The organism is Pseudomonas sp. 18173, assembly GCF_050432945.1.
Lineage (GTDB): Bacteria > Pseudomonadota > Gammaproteobacteria > Pseudomonadales > Pseudomonadaceae > Aquipseudomonas.
The window spans coordinates 408185-424064 of record NZ_JBKFTN010000001.1; the positions used below are offsets into that span (position 1 = coordinate 408185).

Below are 15880 nucleotides of genomic sequence, written 5' to 3' on the forward strand. Positions count from 1 at the left end.
GTTATGGCAGTGAGCACTTCTAAAAACGCTGTGGATAACAGGGAGCCATGGCATCCCAAAGTCACTCCAAAGTTGCATCGCCCCCGTTTGTGCGGTTGCTCCGTTCTTAAAAATCCTTGAGCGGACTATAGCCAGCAGGTAGTAGTGCTTGATCCCTCTAAAGTGTGATTTGCAGCTGCCAGCCACTCTGGAACAGTCCTTTCGCCAGTCCGACACCCGTCGGCCCGGCAAGGATGGCTGAAAATTTCGATTTGACAAGCCAAGCGCTTGCTTGGTGGGGCTGGCGTGCCCTTTCGGGCACGCCGAGAGGCGCTTAAAGCGTCGAGAGGAAGGTGCTGTTGGTGGCCTGCCATTCGGTGATGTCGACACGAATGCGCTTCTTGTCGAGTTTGCCGACGCTGGTCTTGGGAATTTCAGTAACAAGGGCGATCTGGTTCGGAATCGCCCACTTGCTCAGGTGCCCCAGCTCCACAAACGGCTTGAGGTGCTCCTTGAGTTCCCGGGCCCCGATTACGTGACCCTCGCGGAGCACCACCAGGGCAAATGGCCGCTCGCCCCATTGCGGATCGGGGATCCCCACCACTGCTACTTCACGTACCGCCACATGACGGCTGATCAGGTCTTCGAGGTCCAGCGAGGAAATCCACTCGCCACCGGTCTTGATCACGTCCTTGATGCGGTCACGAATGTCGATCACGCCCATGCTGTCCAGGGTCGCCACGTCGCCGGTGTGCAACCAGCCGCCAGCCCAGAGTTCGGCGCCCTTCTGCGGTTCGTTGAAATACCCCTCGGTCAGCCACGGTGCACGCAACACCAGTTCGCCCTGGGTCTCGCCGTCGGCGGGCAGGAAGTTGCCTTCGGTGTCGACGATCGCCGCCTCCACCAGCGGCCCCGGTACGCCAGCCTTGATCCGGTAGGTGGTGCGCTCGTCCTCGGTGCCGGCCATCAATTCGTCGTTGAGGTGCGCACACGACACCAGCGGCCCGGTTTCCGACATGCCGTACGCAGCGGTCAACTGAATGCCCTTGGCCTTGGCCGCCTCGTACAGCGTGCGGTTCAGGGCGCTGCCGCCGATGACGATTTTCCAGCCGCCGAAATCGACGTTTTGCGCAGCCTTGGCATTGAGGACCATTTGCAGGATGGTCGGTACGCAATGGGAGAACGTGACCTTCTCCTTGCGCCACAACTCCACCAGATATTCCGGGTCATAGCGACCGGGGTACACCTGCTTGAGTCCGAGCATGGTCGCCACATACGGCAAACCCCAGGCATGCACGTGAAACATCGGGGTGATCGGCATGTACACGTCGTTGGTGCCCAGCAGGCGCACGCTATCGATCGCGCCCATGATGGTCGACACGCCCATGGTGTGCAGCACCAGTTGCCGATGGGTGAAGTACACGCCCTTGGGATTGCCGGTCGTGCCGGTGGTATAGAACGTGGTCGCGACCGAGTTTTCGTCGAAATCCTCGAAGTCGTACTGCGGGCTCGCTGCGGCCAGCAGTTGCTCGTATTCGCCGACGAGGTTCGGCAGGTCAGCGGTTTTTTCCGGCAGGTCCGTCAGCAGCAGGGTTTTGTCGACGGTGGTCAGATGCCCTTCGATGGCCTTGTAGAGGCCGACGAACTCGCTGTTGACCAGCACAAAGCGGTCCTCGGCGTGGTTCATGGTGTAGAGGATCTGTTCCGGCGACAGGCGCACGTTGATGGTGTGGATCACCGCACCGATCATCGGGATGGCGAACATGCACTCCAGGTAACGATGGCTGTCCCAGTCCATCACACCCACGGCATCCCCGGGCTTGACCCCGGCCGCTGTCAGCACGTTGGCCAGACGGGCCACCCGCTCGATCAGGGTCGGGTAGCTGTAGCGCAACTTGTCGCGGTAGATGATCTCGCGGGTTTTCTCATAACGGGCACCGGACATCAGCAGCCGCTTGATCAGCAGCGGATACTGGTACGCACCTTCGGCCGGGGGGATAACGCGAGTCTGCAACATAAGAATCCCTTTTTCTGACTGCACGGACGTGACTGAAAGTACGCACTGTAGTGCCCTTGATCGTCAGCCAAATCAGCCAAAGGAATGATTTGCAGGGGCCTGCAAATGCTGGCGTTGCGCCAGCACCTACAGAGATTTGCTGCCTGTCGTACTTACGGAATCAATGCATCTCGGTAAAAGCGAGCTTCACGCCAATCGCGATCAGCACCGCGCCCATGGTCCGGTCGAACCAGTGACCCATGCGTGCGAATCCGGCGCGTACGCGCTGCTGGCTGAACAACATCGCTACCAGGCAGAACCAGGTCGCTGTCGCCGCCGCCAGGTAAACCCCGTAACCGGCCTGCACCGCCAGCGGTGTGTGCGGGTTGATCACCACGGTGAACAACGAGAGGAAGAACAGCGTGGCTTTCGGGTTGAGGCCATTGGTGACGAAACCCGAGGTGAAGGCACCCCGGGCCGTGCGTTCGCCGGCTTCCTTGTGCAGATCGTCCGCCACAGGCTTGGCCGGTTGCGCGCGCAGTGCCTTGTAACCGATGTACAGCAGGTAAGCGGCGGCGGCCCATTTCAAGGCATTGAACAGCACGATCGACTGGGACACGATCAGGCCGATGCCCAACAGGGAATAACCCACGTGCAGGAAAATCGCAGAACCCACGCCCAGCGCGGTCCAGGTGCCCGCACGGCGACCGTGGGTAACACTCTCGCGCACCACCACGGCGAAGTCCGGGCCGGGGCTGGCCACGGCCAGCAGGTGAATCAGGGCAACGGTCAAGAACTCTGTCCAGTACATGGGGGCTCCTTCAGGCCAAGCGTAACTATTAATTCCATCTGGTAGGCTCGGCAGGTTACGCCTTCAGTTCATTGCACAAAAGGTACAGTTGATGACGAACACTCGCCGCGCCGTTTTCCTCGACCACCCGTCCCTGGACCTCGGCGACCTTGACCTCGACCCGCTGCGCAGCTGCTTCAGCGAACTGCAGCTGTTCGCCCAGACGCTGCCTGATCAAGTCATCGAACACCTCAAGGGCGCTACCGTCGCCATCAGCAACAAGATCCTGATCGATGCCGCCGCCATGGCCGCCAGCCCTGATCTCAAGCTGATCCTGATCACCGCCACCGGCACCAACAACGTCGACCTCGCCGCCGCCCGCGCCCACGGGATTACCGTGTGCAACTGCCAGGGCTACGGCACGCCATCGGTGGCGCAGCACACGATCATGCTGCTGCTCAACCTGGCCACGCGCCTGGCCGATTATCAGAAAGCCGTCGGCGCAGGCCGCTGGCAGCAGGCCAAACAGTTCTGTTTGCTGGACTATCCGATTGTCGAACTCCAAGGCAAAACCCTTGGCCTGCTGGGCCACGGCGAACTGGGCGGCGCAGTCGCACGGCTGGCTGAAGCCTTCGGCATGCGCGTCCTGCTGGGGCAAATTCCCGGGCGCCCTGCCCGGCCAGACCGCCTGCCACTGGATGAACTGCTGCCACAGGTCGATGCCCTGACCCTGCACTGCCCGCTCAACGAACATACCCGGCATTTCATCAGCGCCCGTGAACTGGCCTCCATGAAGCCCGGCGCGTTCGTGGTCAACACCGCGCGCGGTGGCCTGATCGACGAACAGGCGCTGGCCGACGCCTTGCGCAACGGGCACCTGGGCGGCGCCGCCACGGACGTATTGAGCGTCGAGCCTCCGATCAATGGCAACCCGCTGCTGGCCCACGACATCCCGCGCCTGATCGTCACCCCGCACAATGCCTGGGGCAGCCGTGAAGCGCGCCAGCGAATCGTTGGCCAAGTCACCGAAAACGCACTGGGGTACTTCAGCGGTAAGGCGCTGCGGGTCGTCAGTTGATAAACTGCGGCACTTTTTTTCACGGGAGCAGTTATGGATCCGCGCAGTGAAGTACTGCTTCGTCAGGCCGAGTTATTCCAGGGTTCGGTGCTGTTGGCCGGTTTACCCGCCGACGACTTGCTGGGCCGTTTGCCCGAGGCTCACGGCTGGTGCTGGCACGCCGGCGATCAGGCCGTGCTGGAAGCCCGCTTTGCCGGGCGTAGCCATTTTGGCGTGAGCGCGCCTGAGCGCGGGTTCGATGGCGCCGTGGTGTTTTTGCCCAAGGCCAGGGACCTGACCGACTACGTCCTCAACGCGGTGGCCTCACAGCTGGAAGGTCGCGAGGTGTATCTGGTGGGCGAGAAAAAAAGCGGCATCGAAGGTGCCGCCAAACAACTCAACCCGTTCGGCAAGCCACGCAAGCTCGACAGCGCACGGCATTGCCAGCTCTGGCAAGTCACCGTGGCCAATGCCCCGCAAGCCAAACCGCTGGAAAGCCTGGCGCAGACCTACGAACTGCCGCTGGCCGAAGGCCCGTTGAAGGTCATCAGCCTGCCGGGGGTGTTCAGTCATGGTCGCCTCGATCGCGGCAGCGCGCTGCTGCTGGAGCATCTGGACAAGCTGCCTGGCGGTCACTTGCTCGATTTCGGTTGCGGCGCAGGGGTCCTGGGCGCGGCGGTGAAACGTCGCTACCCGCACAATCAAGTGACGATGCTGGATGTGGACGCCTTTGCCGCCGCCAGCAGCCGCCTGACGCTGGCAGCCAATGGTCTGGAAGCCGAAGTGATTACCGGTGACGGAATCGATGCGGCACCGATGGGTTTGAGTGCGATCCTGAGCAATCCGCCGTTCCATGTCGGCGTGCACACCGACTATTTCGCAACGGAAAACTTGCTGCGAAAAGCAGCCAAACATCTGAAAAACGGCGGCGAACTGCGCTTGGTGGCGAACAGTTTCCTGAAATACCAGCCGCTGATCGAAGAACATCTGGGCCCCTGTACGATCAAGGCCGAAGGCCAGGGGTTTCGCATCTACCGGGCCAAACGCGGCTGAAGCCTTTTTGAAAAAGAAGGCTTGCCGAATGGATTTTGCCTAGGCAGAATCCGCTCCGTCCTAGGGGAGTAGTCTCCCACGAGCGCCACGCTCGTCCGGCATGCGTCAACATACTTGGTCCTCAGACCATGGCGTATGCGACCCAAGCATCCACATCAGATGGATCGCAGGGTTTGACAAGACCTATGACACGAACACCTTACCCGGGGCGGGAAGGCTGTACGTGTCATAGCCGTGTCGACCCGCCCCTTAGGAAACCCCCTGATGCTGGATTCACTACTCGTACCTACCGCAATCGTTGCCTTGGCCGAAATCGGCGACAAGACGCAACTGCTCGCGCTCATTCTCGCTGCCCGCTTCCGCAAGCCCTGGCCGATCATCGCCGGTATCGTCGCCGCGACCCTGGCCAACCACGCGGCCGCCGGTGCAGTCGGTGCCTGGGTCGGCAGTTTCTTTTCGGACACGATGCTGCACTGGATCCTCGCCGCGAGTTTCGCCGCAACCGCACTGTGGACCCTGGTGCCGGACAAGATGGATGACGACGAAGCCAGCACCGCCCGCAAGTTCGGGCCGTTCCTGACCACGCTGATCGCGTTCTTCCTGGCGGAAATCGGCGACAAGACCCAGATCGCAACCGTGATGCTGGCTGCGCAATATCCGGAGTTGTGGCTGGTGATCATCGGCACCACCCTCGGCATGCTGATTGCCAACGTGCCCGTGGTATTGGCCGGTAACTTTGCCGCGGACAAATTGCCATTGACCCTGATCCGTCGACTGGCGGCGTCAGCGTTCTTCATCCTGGCGATTGTCGCGGTGTACAAGGCGATGCAGAGCAGCGGGTGGGTTTGACGCGGTAAGTCAGTAAGACCGCGCTATCGTTCATCGCGGGCAAGCCCGCTCCCACATTTGATCTCCAGTGCACACAAAATTTGCAATCAATGGAGATTCAGTGCGGGAACGGGCTTGCTCCAGGCGGCGTTCCGACGAAGAGGCCAGCAGCCTCACCGCATGACTATCAGTACTTCCTGGCCTGCTCGTACAGCGGCATAACCTTCGGTATCGCCGCCTGCAACGCAGCGGTCCGGCTGCTGGAAGACGGGTGAGTGCTCATGAACTCCGGCGGCGCGCCTTCGTTGGCCTTGCTCATCTTGCCCCACAGGCTGATCGCTGCGTTCGGGTTGTAGCCGGCGCGTGCAGCCAGCTCAAGGCCGATCAAATCCGCTTCGTTCTCGTTTTCACGACTGTTGGGCAACGTCATGCCATAGTTGGCGACCGTGTCCGCCAGTGCCAGGCTGTCCTGGCCCAGACCCAACAAGGCGCCGGCGCCCTGCTTGGCCATCTCGATCCCATATGCCTTGGACATGGCCTCACGACCGTGCTCACGCAGGGCGTGGGCGATTTCATGGCCCATGACCGCGGCAATTTCATCGTCGGTCAGCTGCAGTTTGTCGATCAACCCGGTGTAGAAAATGATCTTGCCGCCGGGCCCGCAGTTGGCGTTGAGTTCATCGCTCTTGATCAGGTTGACTTCCCACTTCCACTGGGCCGCGTCCGGACGGAAGTTCGGCGTCTGGGCAATCAGCCGGTCGGCAATCGCCTGAACCCGCCGGGCTTCATTGCTGGTCTTGTCCAGCACACCTTTGCTGGACGCTTCGCCCACTGTCTTCTGGTAGGACTGGGCATACATCTGGTCAACCTCTTGCGAGGACAACATGCTGAACATGTACTGCTTGCGCTCGACGCCGACAGCGCCGCCACTGGTGGTATTGACCGACTGGCAACCGGCGAGCAGCAGGCCTGCGCTCAGCGCACACAAAGTCAATATCTTGTTCATCGAAAAACTCCCTGAAAACATGCACGTATCCTAGGCGTGGAATTGTATCGACGCCAGATACAACGGACATAAGACGCACAATTCGGACAAAGCTCTCATCCGTGCAGGAAAAAATTCACATTCCGCGGCGAGCCGCAGCCCATCACGCCGCGCACGGATTCAATTGCGACATCCGCCACGCAAAAGCAGCCATTTCAAAAGCCCGCACTCATGCTCGCCCGACACCCTGCCGATACACCTCCGCAGACGTCCTTTCGCGTGTGGAGCCCCCCCATGAAATTCAAGTCGATCCAGTTTTCCGTGGCGGCCCTTGCCGGCGCCATCGTCCTTAGTGTCGTGGCAGCGCTGGTGGTGTACGCGCTGTTTTCCGGGGCACGCACGCAAGACATGGTCCAGGAGCGGACCCAGGCCCAATTCGAGCAAGTCATCGAACAACGCCTGACGTCCCTGGCACAAACCCAGGTCAGCCAGATCCAGCGCGAACTCGAAGCGCCGCTGCTGATTGCCGGCGCACTGGTGCGGGTCAACGCCCTGATCGGCACACCGGGTGCCGATGGCAAACCCGCCCTGAGCCTCAGCCGCGAGCAACTGATCGGCCTGATCAAGGAAAACGTGGTCAAGAACCCGAAAATCCTCGGCACCTACATCGGCTGGGAAAAAGACGCACTGGATCACAACGATGCAGCCTACGTCGGCACCCCGGTGGTCGGCATCGACGCCAGCAACGGGCGCTTCCTGCCCTGGTGGTTCCGCAACGACGACGGCACCCTGGGCCTGGACAAACTGGTGGACGTCGACGACCAGAAAACCCTGTCCACAGGCGTGCGCGCCAGCGAGTACTACCTGTGCTCGAAAGAAACCAGAAAATCCTGCGTGATCGATCCGGCGCCCTACAAGGTGGGCGACAAAATCGTCATGCTCGCCTCCTTTATTGAACCGATCATGCTCAACGGTGCCTTCCAGGGCATCGTCGGCGCTGACCTGTCGGTGAACTTCATCCAGGAAATGCTCCTGGGCGCCAACCAGAAGCTCTACGGCGGCGCAGGTGAAATGGCCCTGGTTGGCGGCAATGGCCGGATCGTTGCGTACACCAAGGATCCGAGCAAATTCGGTGAAAAAGTCAGCGACATCCTCGACAGCAAGCAGATCGCCAACATGGCCAGCCTCAAGCGCGGCGAAGTCACCTACAGCGTCGACAAGGCCCAGGGCCGGATCGAGCTGTACCTGCCTTTCGGCATCGGCCAGACCGACGCCCGCTGGACCTTGATGCTGCAACTGCCGCTGGACGCCGTGATGGCCGACCTGCAAAAACTCCAGGCCGACCTGAACGCACAGCGCAAATCCGACACCTTCGGCATGGCGATGGTCGGCCTGGTGATTGCCGGTATCGGCTTGCTGGTGATCTGGCTGGTAGGCCACGGCATCGCCCGTCCACTCAAGCAGATGGTGGCCATGCTCGACGATATCGCCCAGGGCGAAGGCGACCTGACCCGGCGCCTGACCAGCGACCGCGCCGATGAACTGGGTTCGATCGCCAAAGGCTTCAACACGTTCCTGGCCAAGTTGCAGGCGATGATCACCCAGGTGGTGACTTCGGTGCAGAGTGTCAGCGATTCGTCGGAACACACCGCCGACATCGCCATCCGCACCAACACCGGTGTACACAAACAAATGGCCGAGATCGATCAGGTCGCCACCGCCGTGCAGGAAATGACCGCCACCGCCCAGGACGTGGCGCGCAATGCGACCCAGGCCGCACAGGCCGCCAGCCATGCCGATCAGGCCGCCAGCCAGGGCATGCAGATCGTGCGCGACACGTCGGACTCGATTGGCGCCCTCGCCGTGGAGATCGGCCGGGCCGTCGGCGTGGTGCAAACCCTGGCCAAGGACAGCGAAAACATCAACGCCATCCTCACCGCCATTCGCGGGATCGCCGAGCAGACCAACCTGCTGGCCTTGAACGCCGCCATCGAAGCCGCCCGCGCCGGAGAACAGGGCCGAGGTTTCGCCGTGGTGGCCGACGAGGTGCGCAACCTGGCGCAGAAGACACAAAAGGCCACCGAAGAAATCCAGACCATGATCCAGCAACTCCAGCAGGGCACGCGGGATGTGGTGCGAGTCATGGAAGACAGCCAGAACCGCACGGACGAAAGCGTGCAGCACGCTGCCAAGGCCGCCGAAGCACTGGAAACCATTACTCAGGCGGTGTCGGTGATCAACGACATGAACACCCAGATTGCCAGCGCGGCCGAAGAGCAAAGTGCGGTAGCGGACGACATCAACCGCAACGTGATCAACATCGGGCAAGTGGCCAATGAAGTGGCGGGCGGCGCGGATGAGTCGAGTGCCGCCAGTGCGGATTTGACCAAACTGGCCGAGCAGCAGCGGCGGTTGATCAATCAGTTCAGGGTCTGATCCGAAGGCCCCTTCGCGAGCAAGCCCGCTCCCACATTTGATCTTCTGTGAACACAGGATATGCGTACAACAGAGTTCCAGTGTGGGAGCGGGCTTGCTCGCGAAGGGGCCAGCACAGACACCAGATAACTCAACCCGGAGTAAGACACTCCGGCCCATTGAGCTTCGGATCATTCACCATGTTCGCCAGCACCCGTTCGCGCAACGCGGCGGGTTCACTGGCCAGCAAGGCTTGCAAGGCGTGCAGCGGTGTATCCGGATCCAGCCATGCCGCCTGCCCCGCCTCATCAAGAATCAATGGTCGCCGCTGGCTCGCCGCCGGTTGCGTGATCACCGCCGTACTCAGCCACACCTGCTCCTGAACCGGATACGCCTCCCAGATTGCTGCGAAAAACAGCGACGAGCCCTCCCCCGGCGTCAGCCAGTACGGCCGCTTGCGGGTGGTGCCGCGCCATTCGTAGAAACCATTGGCCGGCAACAGGCAGCGGCGCAAGCGCAGGGCTTCGCGAAACATCGGCTGTTCAGCAACGGTTTCGGCACGGGCGTGGGCCGGCGTTCGGGACAGATCGGTCAGCCACGGCGGCGTCAGACCCCAGCGGGCGCGGGCAAGTGTGCGCTGGCCGTCAGGCGCGGCCCGCAGCATCAACACCGAATCATTGGGGGAAATGTTCCACTGCGCCTGCTGGTCGGCGGGAAAACCGGGCAGTGCCGCAAAGGCGGGATTCCAGCGAAACAGGGCATAACGTCCACACATGGGGCAACACGGCTCTTGATCAAACGAACGCCAGCCTAACAGACCAGCGTGCCGGGAAAGCTGTCCGGTTCATCGCCGGACAGCGGCAGCGCGGCATTGTACGCGGTGATCAGCTCGCGGGCGTATTCGGCCTGGTCGTTCTCGACCGACAGCCCGAGCAGGCCATAGATCGGCAATTCACCACTGCCGCCGAGCAAATCTCGCCCAACCAGATGCGCCTCGATGCCCTCGCTGGCGAGCATGCCTTGCAGCAGTTCGCCTTCCATCAGGTTTTCCGGTTCGTAGATTCGCTGCATGGGCGCACCTCACTCGTTTTCGCTGAAGACTTCCAGAAACCAGTCCTGGCCATCGACCTGCAGTACAAAGGTGATCGGCCGGCAACACACCTGACAGTCTTCAATGTAGGTCTGATCGCCCCCCGACAGATCCACGGAGGTCTCGACCTCCTCACCACAATACGGACATTCATATACTGCGCTTTCCAGCATCGCGGTCTCCCAAGTGACTTGTGCGTATAATCGCCGGTCTATTTGCAGGGCTATTTTTGTCTGGCTACTTTTTCAGACCGTGCCCCGCCGGTTTTCGATGAAAACCTTTACTTACCCTAGCCGTTTCTAACAAGAGAGCATGATGGGCGAATTCGATGCCATCCGTCCTTACGACGACAGTGAAGTCCCGGCAGTGCTGGCACGGCTGCTTGGCGACAAGGCGTTTCTAGATATCCTCACCCACTTCCGCTTCCCGCGTTTCGCCGGCGCTTTAGGCTGGGCGCTCAAACCTCTTATAGCTCATCGCCTGCGCCGTGAGTTTGCCGGCATTACTTCCGTGGCCACGCTACAGGACAAAGTCGAGCATTACGTCGACCACACCATCGAGCGCGCCACCGACGGTGTCACCTATACCGGGGTGGAGCAATTCAAGTCCGGCAGCGCCTACCTGTTTATCGCCAACCACCGCGATATCGTGATGGACCCGGCCTTCGTCAACTATGCCGTATACCACGCCGGTCTGCCGACCCCGCGCATCGCCATTGGCGACAACCTGCTGCAAAAGCCTTTCGTCAGCGACCTGATGCGCCTGAACAAGAGCTTCATCGTGCACCGCTCGATCAGCGGACGCCGGGAGAAAATGGCGGCCTATCAATTGCTGTCGGCGTACATCAACCATTCGATCCGCAACGATTGCGCCTCGATCTGGATCGCCCAGGCCGAGGGACGCGCCAAGGACGGTGACGACCGTACCGAATCGGCGATCCTCAAGATGTTCCACATGAGTCGCAAGGACGAGCCGTTCGGTGAAGTCATTCAATCGCTGAACCTGACCCCGGTGTCGATCAGCTACGAATACGACCCGTGCGATCAGGCCAAGGCCCGCGAGCTTTACATCCGCGCCACCACCGGCAGCTACACCAAGGTGCCGGGCGAGGATGACGTGAGCATCGCCAAGGGCATCACCGGCTACAAGGGCCGGGTGCATGTGAACTTTGCCGCACCGATCACCGACCTGTTCGAAGACACCAAACAATTGGCGGTCGAGATGGACAAGCAAATCCTCAGTGGCTATCGCCTGTTCCCGGTGCACTACCTGGCTTATGCACAATGGAAAGACGCGGACCCGCAACTGCCGGTACCAAAAGCTGCGCAAGTGTTCCCGGCCGAGGAACTGGCCAAGGCCCAGGAAGAATGGCAACGCCGCCTGGACGCCTGCCCTGAAGAGCATCGTCCATTCCTGGTGCTGCAATATGCGACACCGGTGCGCAACCAGTACCGGGTGAAGGCAGGGTTGCCGCTGTAAGCGGTTTCGGCCAGATGCAAAAACGGCGCCGACTTGTGGCGAGGGGGCTTGCCCCCTCGCCACAGGGTTTACTTCAGATTCAAACCTGAGTACTGATCCACGACACCAGCAATGCCATCCCCATGCAGGCAAAACCGAAAATGTAGAAAAACCGGTTCATGCGCAAGGTCGCCCAATCCAGCGTGGGCTCCACGCGGGGGCTGCTCTGGCGCTGTGCCTGCAAGCTGGCCATCGCGCGCATTTCACGACGACGGGTGGCGTGCAGCAACCAGCCGCCCGGAAAGGCAAAGAGCAAGGCCAGCAGATTGATCAATTTGGCGGGATGGGCGGTAAACAGCGTCATCAAGTGCAGCGACATCACAAACCTCAAGCAAAACAGGTGGCACGCGCCGGACCGGCGACCGCGGCGCGGATTCTACCGAAAGCCTGCGCACCTGCCCTCGGTTTCCGACAAATAACGAAGCAAGTGATCAATGGCTGTCCTGCGTCACGGCTTCGTCATCTGTATCGGCGACCATGCGCGCCTCGAAACCGACACGGACTACGTCATGCTCCACGCCGAAAACCAGGATCGTCTTTACCTCATCACCCCCAGCGAAGAACAACAAGCCCTCGTCGGCAGCCTCGCCTTCAACGTTCAAGACCGCCATTGGCTGGTGTATTGCGCCTTGGGTGGACATCAACATGCGGATTTGCCGGAAACGGATTTGCTGACCGGTGTGAGCGTGCTGGATTTCTACTCGCAGGCGGCGTGATTCCCTTGCCCCCTGTAGGAGCGAGCTTGCTCGCGATAGACGTTAACGATTACGCGGGAATTCTGATGCTCCGCGGCGCCCTTATGTCCATCGCGAGCGAGCTCGCTCCTACAGTGGCTCGCATTACTCGCCGAGAATCTGACCCACGGTCGGGTCCTTGAACAGGCGGGTCAACGCATCGCTCAACACATCGCTGACCAGCTTGGTGTTGGTTTCCTGGTTCGGCGCCATGCCGAAGCGCTGGTCCAGGGACGAACCATAACGGCCGCTGTAGCGACGGTTGGCGTTCTGTACATCAGAGCGGAACGTCGCGCCGATGGTGGCTTCGGTCACGTACATGCCTTCCTTGGGCGACTGGTACTTCAACTCTGCCAGGGTCACGGTCAGTTGCGGTGCATTCATGGCGTTGTTCGTCGGGGTAAAGCCCAACAGACGCACGGCGGCTTCAGCCTGGGCCTGCAGCTTCGGCAGGATCTGCGCGCCCTGCACGGTGATCGCGCTGGTCTCCGGATACAGGCCGCCACGGGTGCCCAGTGTCGGCGACGGACGACCATCCACTACACGCACCACAACGGGCTGGCCATGGCCGACCGGGGCCAACTGCGCGGTCAGCTTGGGTTCCGGGCTCAGTTGTTGCGGGCTGTGGGCGCAGCCAACCAGGGTCAAACTGGTCACAGTGATCAAACCGAACAACAGGCGTTGCAACATGCTTTTCTCTCCAGAATCAGGCACAAACAGGCTTGCAGTATAGCGGTGCGCCACTGCGGGTAACCAGCGCCTCACAGTGTTTACTGAAATCTCTGCCCCCCCCTTGAAAAGCAGACCTTGTCACACAGATGTCACCACTCATACACTTGCATGTAATGGCTTGCGATTATCGTTTTCTACAGAAAAACAACAAGGTACTCCACCATGCGCCATCTGATTTCCCTGTTCGCGCCGCGCCCGCTGCATCGCTGCTTTGCCCTGCTCGACCACAATGGCCACTGCCAGGCCTTCAGGCAGTGCAGCCTCCAGCCCATGGGCGATGGCTGGGTTGAAATCGATGAAATCCGCCTGAACTGGCTGAATCAGCCGCTGCCTGCCAGCACCCGCGTCCTTTCGCCACAGCACCAGCCAGGCTCGCGAACCCGGCAACTGATGTCGACCTGACCAAACACCTAATAAAAGTCATTAAACACGACCAATTCCCTGCGTTTCTTAGATACAATCTCCCCCCGATTATAAGGACGTCTCCTGATCGGGCCTCGCAGCATCGTCAATGCGCTTGTATTGACACCCCGCACCGCCCACAGAGAGCCGCCCACACAGATCGAGTGAAGCTGGCGCGCTTGCTGTTTTGTCGAGCAAAACCTCCACTTTTCGCGAATCTGCAGAGCTGTCATTACGCTCGGTCACTGAGCTGTTTGCCCGATTTGCCCGCCACGTATTGCCTGGCGGCCAACCATCCGGGCACGGTGCCAGGCTGGGACAGCCCTTTTTGAGGTTCACGTCTTCAAAAGAGCGTGAAAAAAACGGGTTTTCACAACTTCACAAGAGTGTGGCGAGCAAATGAATAGTTTTGCGTCTGAACATGCACCATTAGCGTCTACAACAGCCCGACGACACAGGACCGAGTACTCCTCGAATACCGGAGCCTGAAGCCTGTCCGCTACGGATTTGGTTGCACAAACGGATGTATCGACCATAAGTCGAATTGCCAGCCGCTCGTTGAAATGAGTTCATGGGACTCTTTAGACCCGGCAGGTAGCGTCCGTCGAAGTTGCAAAAAATTGCGAAGATTCGGACATGGCGATCCTGCCATGGGTACCTGGGGCAACACAGACACGCCCCGTCACTCCTGGCAGCCATGCCGTCAATTTGGTGCTGCAGATTTTGGAGACGCGTTAAATGGCGCATAACGAAGCAGTCGACGTAGTACTGGTTGGGGCCGGCATCATGAGTGCCACCCTGGCGGTACTGCTCAAAGAGCTCGACCCCGCGATCAAGCTGGAAGTCGTCGAGCTGATGGATTCCGGTGCCGCGGAGAGTTCCAACCCGTGGAACAACGCCGGTACCGGTCACGCCGGGCTGTGTGAGCTCAACTACACGCCGCAGGCAGCCGATGGCGCCGTCGACATCAAGAAAGCCGTGCACATCAACACCCAGTTCGAGGTGTCGAAGCAGTTCTGGTCGTACCTGACCCGAAAAGGCACGTTCGGCTCGTGCAAATCGTTTATCAGCCCGGTGCCACACCTGAGTTTCGTGCAGGGCGACAGCGGCGTGTCCTTCCTCAAGGAACGCTTCAAGGTGCTGAGCAAGCACCACGCCTTCGCCGACATGGAGTACACCGAAGACAAGGCAAAGATGGCAGAGTGGATGCCATTGATGATGCCTGGCCGCGACGCTGGCGAAACCCTGGCCGCCACCCGCGTGATCAACGGCACCGACGTCAACTTCGGCGCCCTGACCAACCAGTTGCTCAAGCACCTGACCAGCGCACCCGATGCCCAGGTCAAGTACTGCAAGCGCGTGACCGGTCTCAAGCGCAGCAACGGCGGCTGGACTGTCAGCATCAAGGACGTCAACAGCGGCAACACCCGTGAAGTCGACGCCAAATTCGTCTTCCTGGGCGCTGGCGGCGCGGCACTGCCGCTGCTGCAAGCCTCGGGCATCGAAGAAAGCAAAGGCTTCGGCGGCTTCCCGATCAGCGGCCAGTGGCTGCGCTGCGACAACCCGGAAGTGGTCAAGCACCACCAGGCCAAGGTCTACAGCCAGGCGGCGGTGGGTTCGCCACCGATGTCCGTGCCGCACCTGGACACCCGCGTGGTCGATGGCAAGAAGTCCCTGCTGTTCGGACCGTATGCCGGTTTCACCACCAAGTTCCTCAAGCACGGCTCCTTCATGGACCTGCCGATGTCGGTTCGTGCCGGCAACATCGGCCCGATGCTCGCCGTGGCGAAAAACAACATGGACCTGACCAAGTATCTGGTCAGCGAAGTGATGCAGTCGATGGAGCAGCGCCTGGATTCCCTGCGTCGCTTCTACCCGCAGGCGAAACCCGAGGACTGGCGCCTGGAAGTGGCCGGCCAGCGGGTGCAGATCATCAAGAAAGACCCGAAAAAAGGCGGCATCCTGCAATTCGGCACCGAACTGGTCGCAGCCAAGGACGGTTCCCTGGCGGCACTGCTCGGCGCTTCGCCAGGTGCTTCGGTCACCGTTTCGATCATGCTCGAGCTGATCGAAAAATGCTTCCCGAGCAAAGCCAAGGGCGAATGGGCCACCAAACTGGCCGAAATTTTCCCGGCCCGGGAAAAGGTTCTGGAAACCGACGCTGCGCTGTATCGCAAGATCAACGCGCAGAACAACGTCGCCCTGGAACTGGTTGAAGCCAGCAGCGAGACCGAAAGCTACGCTTGATTCGGCACCATGAAAAACGCCCCGCTCTCACTGAGAACAGGGCGTTTTTTTATG

16 protein-coding genes, 1 pseudogene and 1 riboswitch are annotated in these 15880 nt (G+C 60.6%); of the genes and pseudogenes, 9 read left to right on the forward strand and 8 right to left on the reverse strand.

Annotated features, from left to right (window positions below; genetic code table 11):
• Positions 1-313 precede the first annotated feature (313 nt).
• Together ACLD1X_RS01830 and ACLD1X_RS01835 are read right to left on the reverse strand one after the other, a co-directional pair.
• Positions 314-1996, reverse strand: coding sequence for a fatty acid--CoA ligase (locus ACLD1X_RS01830; protein ID WP_429365865.1), 1683 nt, complete (start codon positions 1994-1996; stop codon positions 314-316).
• A 160-nt stretch (positions 1997-2156) separates the two neighbouring features.
• Complete coding sequence (locus tag ACLD1X_RS01835) at positions 2157-2786, reverse strand: LysE family translocator (protein WP_429365866.1); 630 nt, start codon at positions 2784-2786, stop codon at positions 2157-2159.
• A 91-nt stretch (positions 2787-2877) separates the two neighbouring features.
• On the opposite strand from ACLD1X_RS01835, the gene ACLD1X_RS01840 reads away from it, so the two are divergent.
• The 3 genes from ACLD1X_RS01840 to ACLD1X_RS01850 all read left to right on the forward strand — a co-directional run bounded on the left by ACLD1X_RS01840 (position 2878) and on the right by ACLD1X_RS01850 (position 5724).
• Positions 2878-3843: a 2-hydroxyacid dehydrogenase gene (locus ACLD1X_RS01840; protein WP_429365867.1), complete on the forward strand. Its 966-nt coding sequence runs from the start codon at positions 2878-2880 to the stop codon at positions 3841-3843.
• Between the two features lie 33 nt (positions 3844-3876).
• Positions 3877-4875 carry a methyltransferase gene (locus ACLD1X_RS01845; protein WP_429365868.1) on the forward strand — a complete coding sequence of 333 codons (999 nt, stop codon included), beginning with the start codon at positions 3877-3879 and terminating at the stop codon, positions 4873-4875.
• 50 nt (positions 4876-4925) lie between these two features.
• Positions 4926-5050: riboswitch (yybP-ykoY riboswitch) on the forward strand.
• 89 nt (positions 5051-5139) lie between these two features.
• Positions 5140-5724 carry a TMEM165/GDT1 family protein gene (locus ACLD1X_RS01850; RefSeq protein ID WP_008016665.1) on the forward strand — a complete coding sequence of 195 codons (585 nt, stop codon included), beginning with the start codon at positions 5140-5142 and terminating at the stop codon, positions 5722-5724.
• Between the two features lie 166 nt (positions 5725-5890).
• Here the strand turns inward: ACLD1X_RS01850 and ACLD1X_RS01855 are convergent, their stop codons facing one another.
• Positions 5891-6709, reverse strand: coding sequence for a M48 family metallopeptidase (locus ACLD1X_RS01855; protein ID WP_429365869.1), 819 nt, complete (start codon positions 6707-6709; stop codon positions 5891-5893).
• A gap of 1362 nt (positions 6710-8071) precedes the next feature.
• On the opposite strand from ACLD1X_RS01855, the pseudogene ACLD1X_RS01860 reads away from it, so the two are divergent.
• Positions 8072-8269: pseudogene (locus ACLD1X_RS01860) on the forward strand (HAMP domain-containing protein); the annotation flags it as partial.
• A 111-nt stretch (positions 8270-8380) separates the two neighbouring features.
• Positions 8381-9124 (forward strand): methyl-accepting chemotaxis protein, encoded by a 744-nt coding sequence (locus tag ACLD1X_RS01865; protein ID WP_429365928.1) that lies wholly within the window; start codon positions 8381-8383, stop codon positions 9122-9124.
• A 130-nt stretch (positions 9125-9254) separates the two neighbouring features.
• On the opposite strand, the gene ACLD1X_RS01870 is transcribed toward ACLD1X_RS01865, so the two are convergent.
• Genes ACLD1X_RS01870 through ACLD1X_RS01880 form a run of 3 tightly spaced genes read right to left on the reverse strand, consistent with a single transcriptional unit; the run spans position 9255 to position 10366 of the window.
• Positions 9255-9878 (reverse strand): SOS response-associated peptidase, encoded by a 624-nt coding sequence (locus ACLD1X_RS01870; protein WP_429365870.1) that lies wholly within the window; start codon positions 9876-9878, stop codon positions 9255-9257.
• Between the two features lie 35 nt (positions 9879-9913).
• Positions 9914-10174 carry a putative signal transducing protein gene (locus tag ACLD1X_RS01875; protein ID WP_429365871.1) on the reverse strand — a complete coding sequence of 87 codons (261 nt, stop codon included), beginning with the start codon at positions 10172-10174 and terminating at the stop codon, positions 9914-9916.
• Positions 10175-10183: 9 nt separating this feature from the next.
• Positions 10184-10366: a CPXCG motif-containing cysteine-rich protein gene (locus ACLD1X_RS01880; RefSeq protein WP_096822777.1), complete on the reverse strand. Its 183-nt coding sequence runs from the start codon at positions 10364-10366 to the stop codon at positions 10184-10186.
• A 139-nt stretch (positions 10367-10505) separates the two neighbouring features.
• Here ACLD1X_RS01880 and ACLD1X_RS01885 point away from each other — a divergent pair, with 139 nt between their 5' ends.
• Positions 10506-11672, forward strand: a complete 1167-nt coding sequence (locus tag ACLD1X_RS01885) for a 1-acyl-sn-glycerol-3-phosphate acyltransferase (RefSeq protein ID WP_429365872.1) — start codon at positions 10506-10508, stop codon at positions 11670-11672.
• Between the two features lie 79 nt (positions 11673-11751).
• Here the strand turns inward: ACLD1X_RS01885 and ACLD1X_RS01890 are convergent, their stop codons facing one another.
• Positions 11752-12030: a hypothetical protein gene (locus ACLD1X_RS01890; RefSeq protein ID WP_429365873.1), complete on the reverse strand. Its 279-nt coding sequence runs from the start codon at positions 12028-12030 to the stop codon at positions 11752-11754.
• Between the two features lie 190 nt (positions 12031-12220).
• On the opposite strand from ACLD1X_RS01890, the gene ACLD1X_RS01895 reads away from it, so the two are divergent.
• Positions 12221-12427, forward strand: coding sequence for a hypothetical protein (locus ACLD1X_RS01895; protein ID WP_085724026.1), 207 nt, complete (start codon positions 12221-12223; stop codon positions 12425-12427).
• A 123-nt stretch (positions 12428-12550) separates the two neighbouring features.
• Here the strand turns inward: ACLD1X_RS01895 and ACLD1X_RS01900 are convergent, their stop codons facing one another.
• Complete coding sequence (locus ACLD1X_RS01900) at positions 12551-13135, reverse strand: YajG family lipoprotein (RefSeq protein ID WP_007973847.1); 585 nt, start codon at positions 13133-13135, stop codon at positions 12551-12553.
• 204 nt (positions 13136-13339) lie between these two features.
• Between ACLD1X_RS01900 and ACLD1X_RS01905 the strand changes: the two genes are divergently transcribed.
• Positions 13340-13579, forward strand: a complete 240-nt coding sequence (locus tag ACLD1X_RS01905; RefSeq protein WP_429365874.1) for a hypothetical protein — start codon at positions 13340-13342, stop codon at positions 13577-13579.
• A 738-nt stretch (positions 13580-14317) separates the two neighbouring features.
• On the forward strand, positions 14318-15826 hold the full coding sequence (gene mqo / locus ACLD1X_RS01910) for a malate dehydrogenase (quinone) (RefSeq protein WP_429365875.1): 1509 nt from the start codon (positions 14318-14320) through the stop codon (positions 15824-15826).
• The last annotated feature ends 54 nt before the right edge of the window (positions 15827-15880 follow it).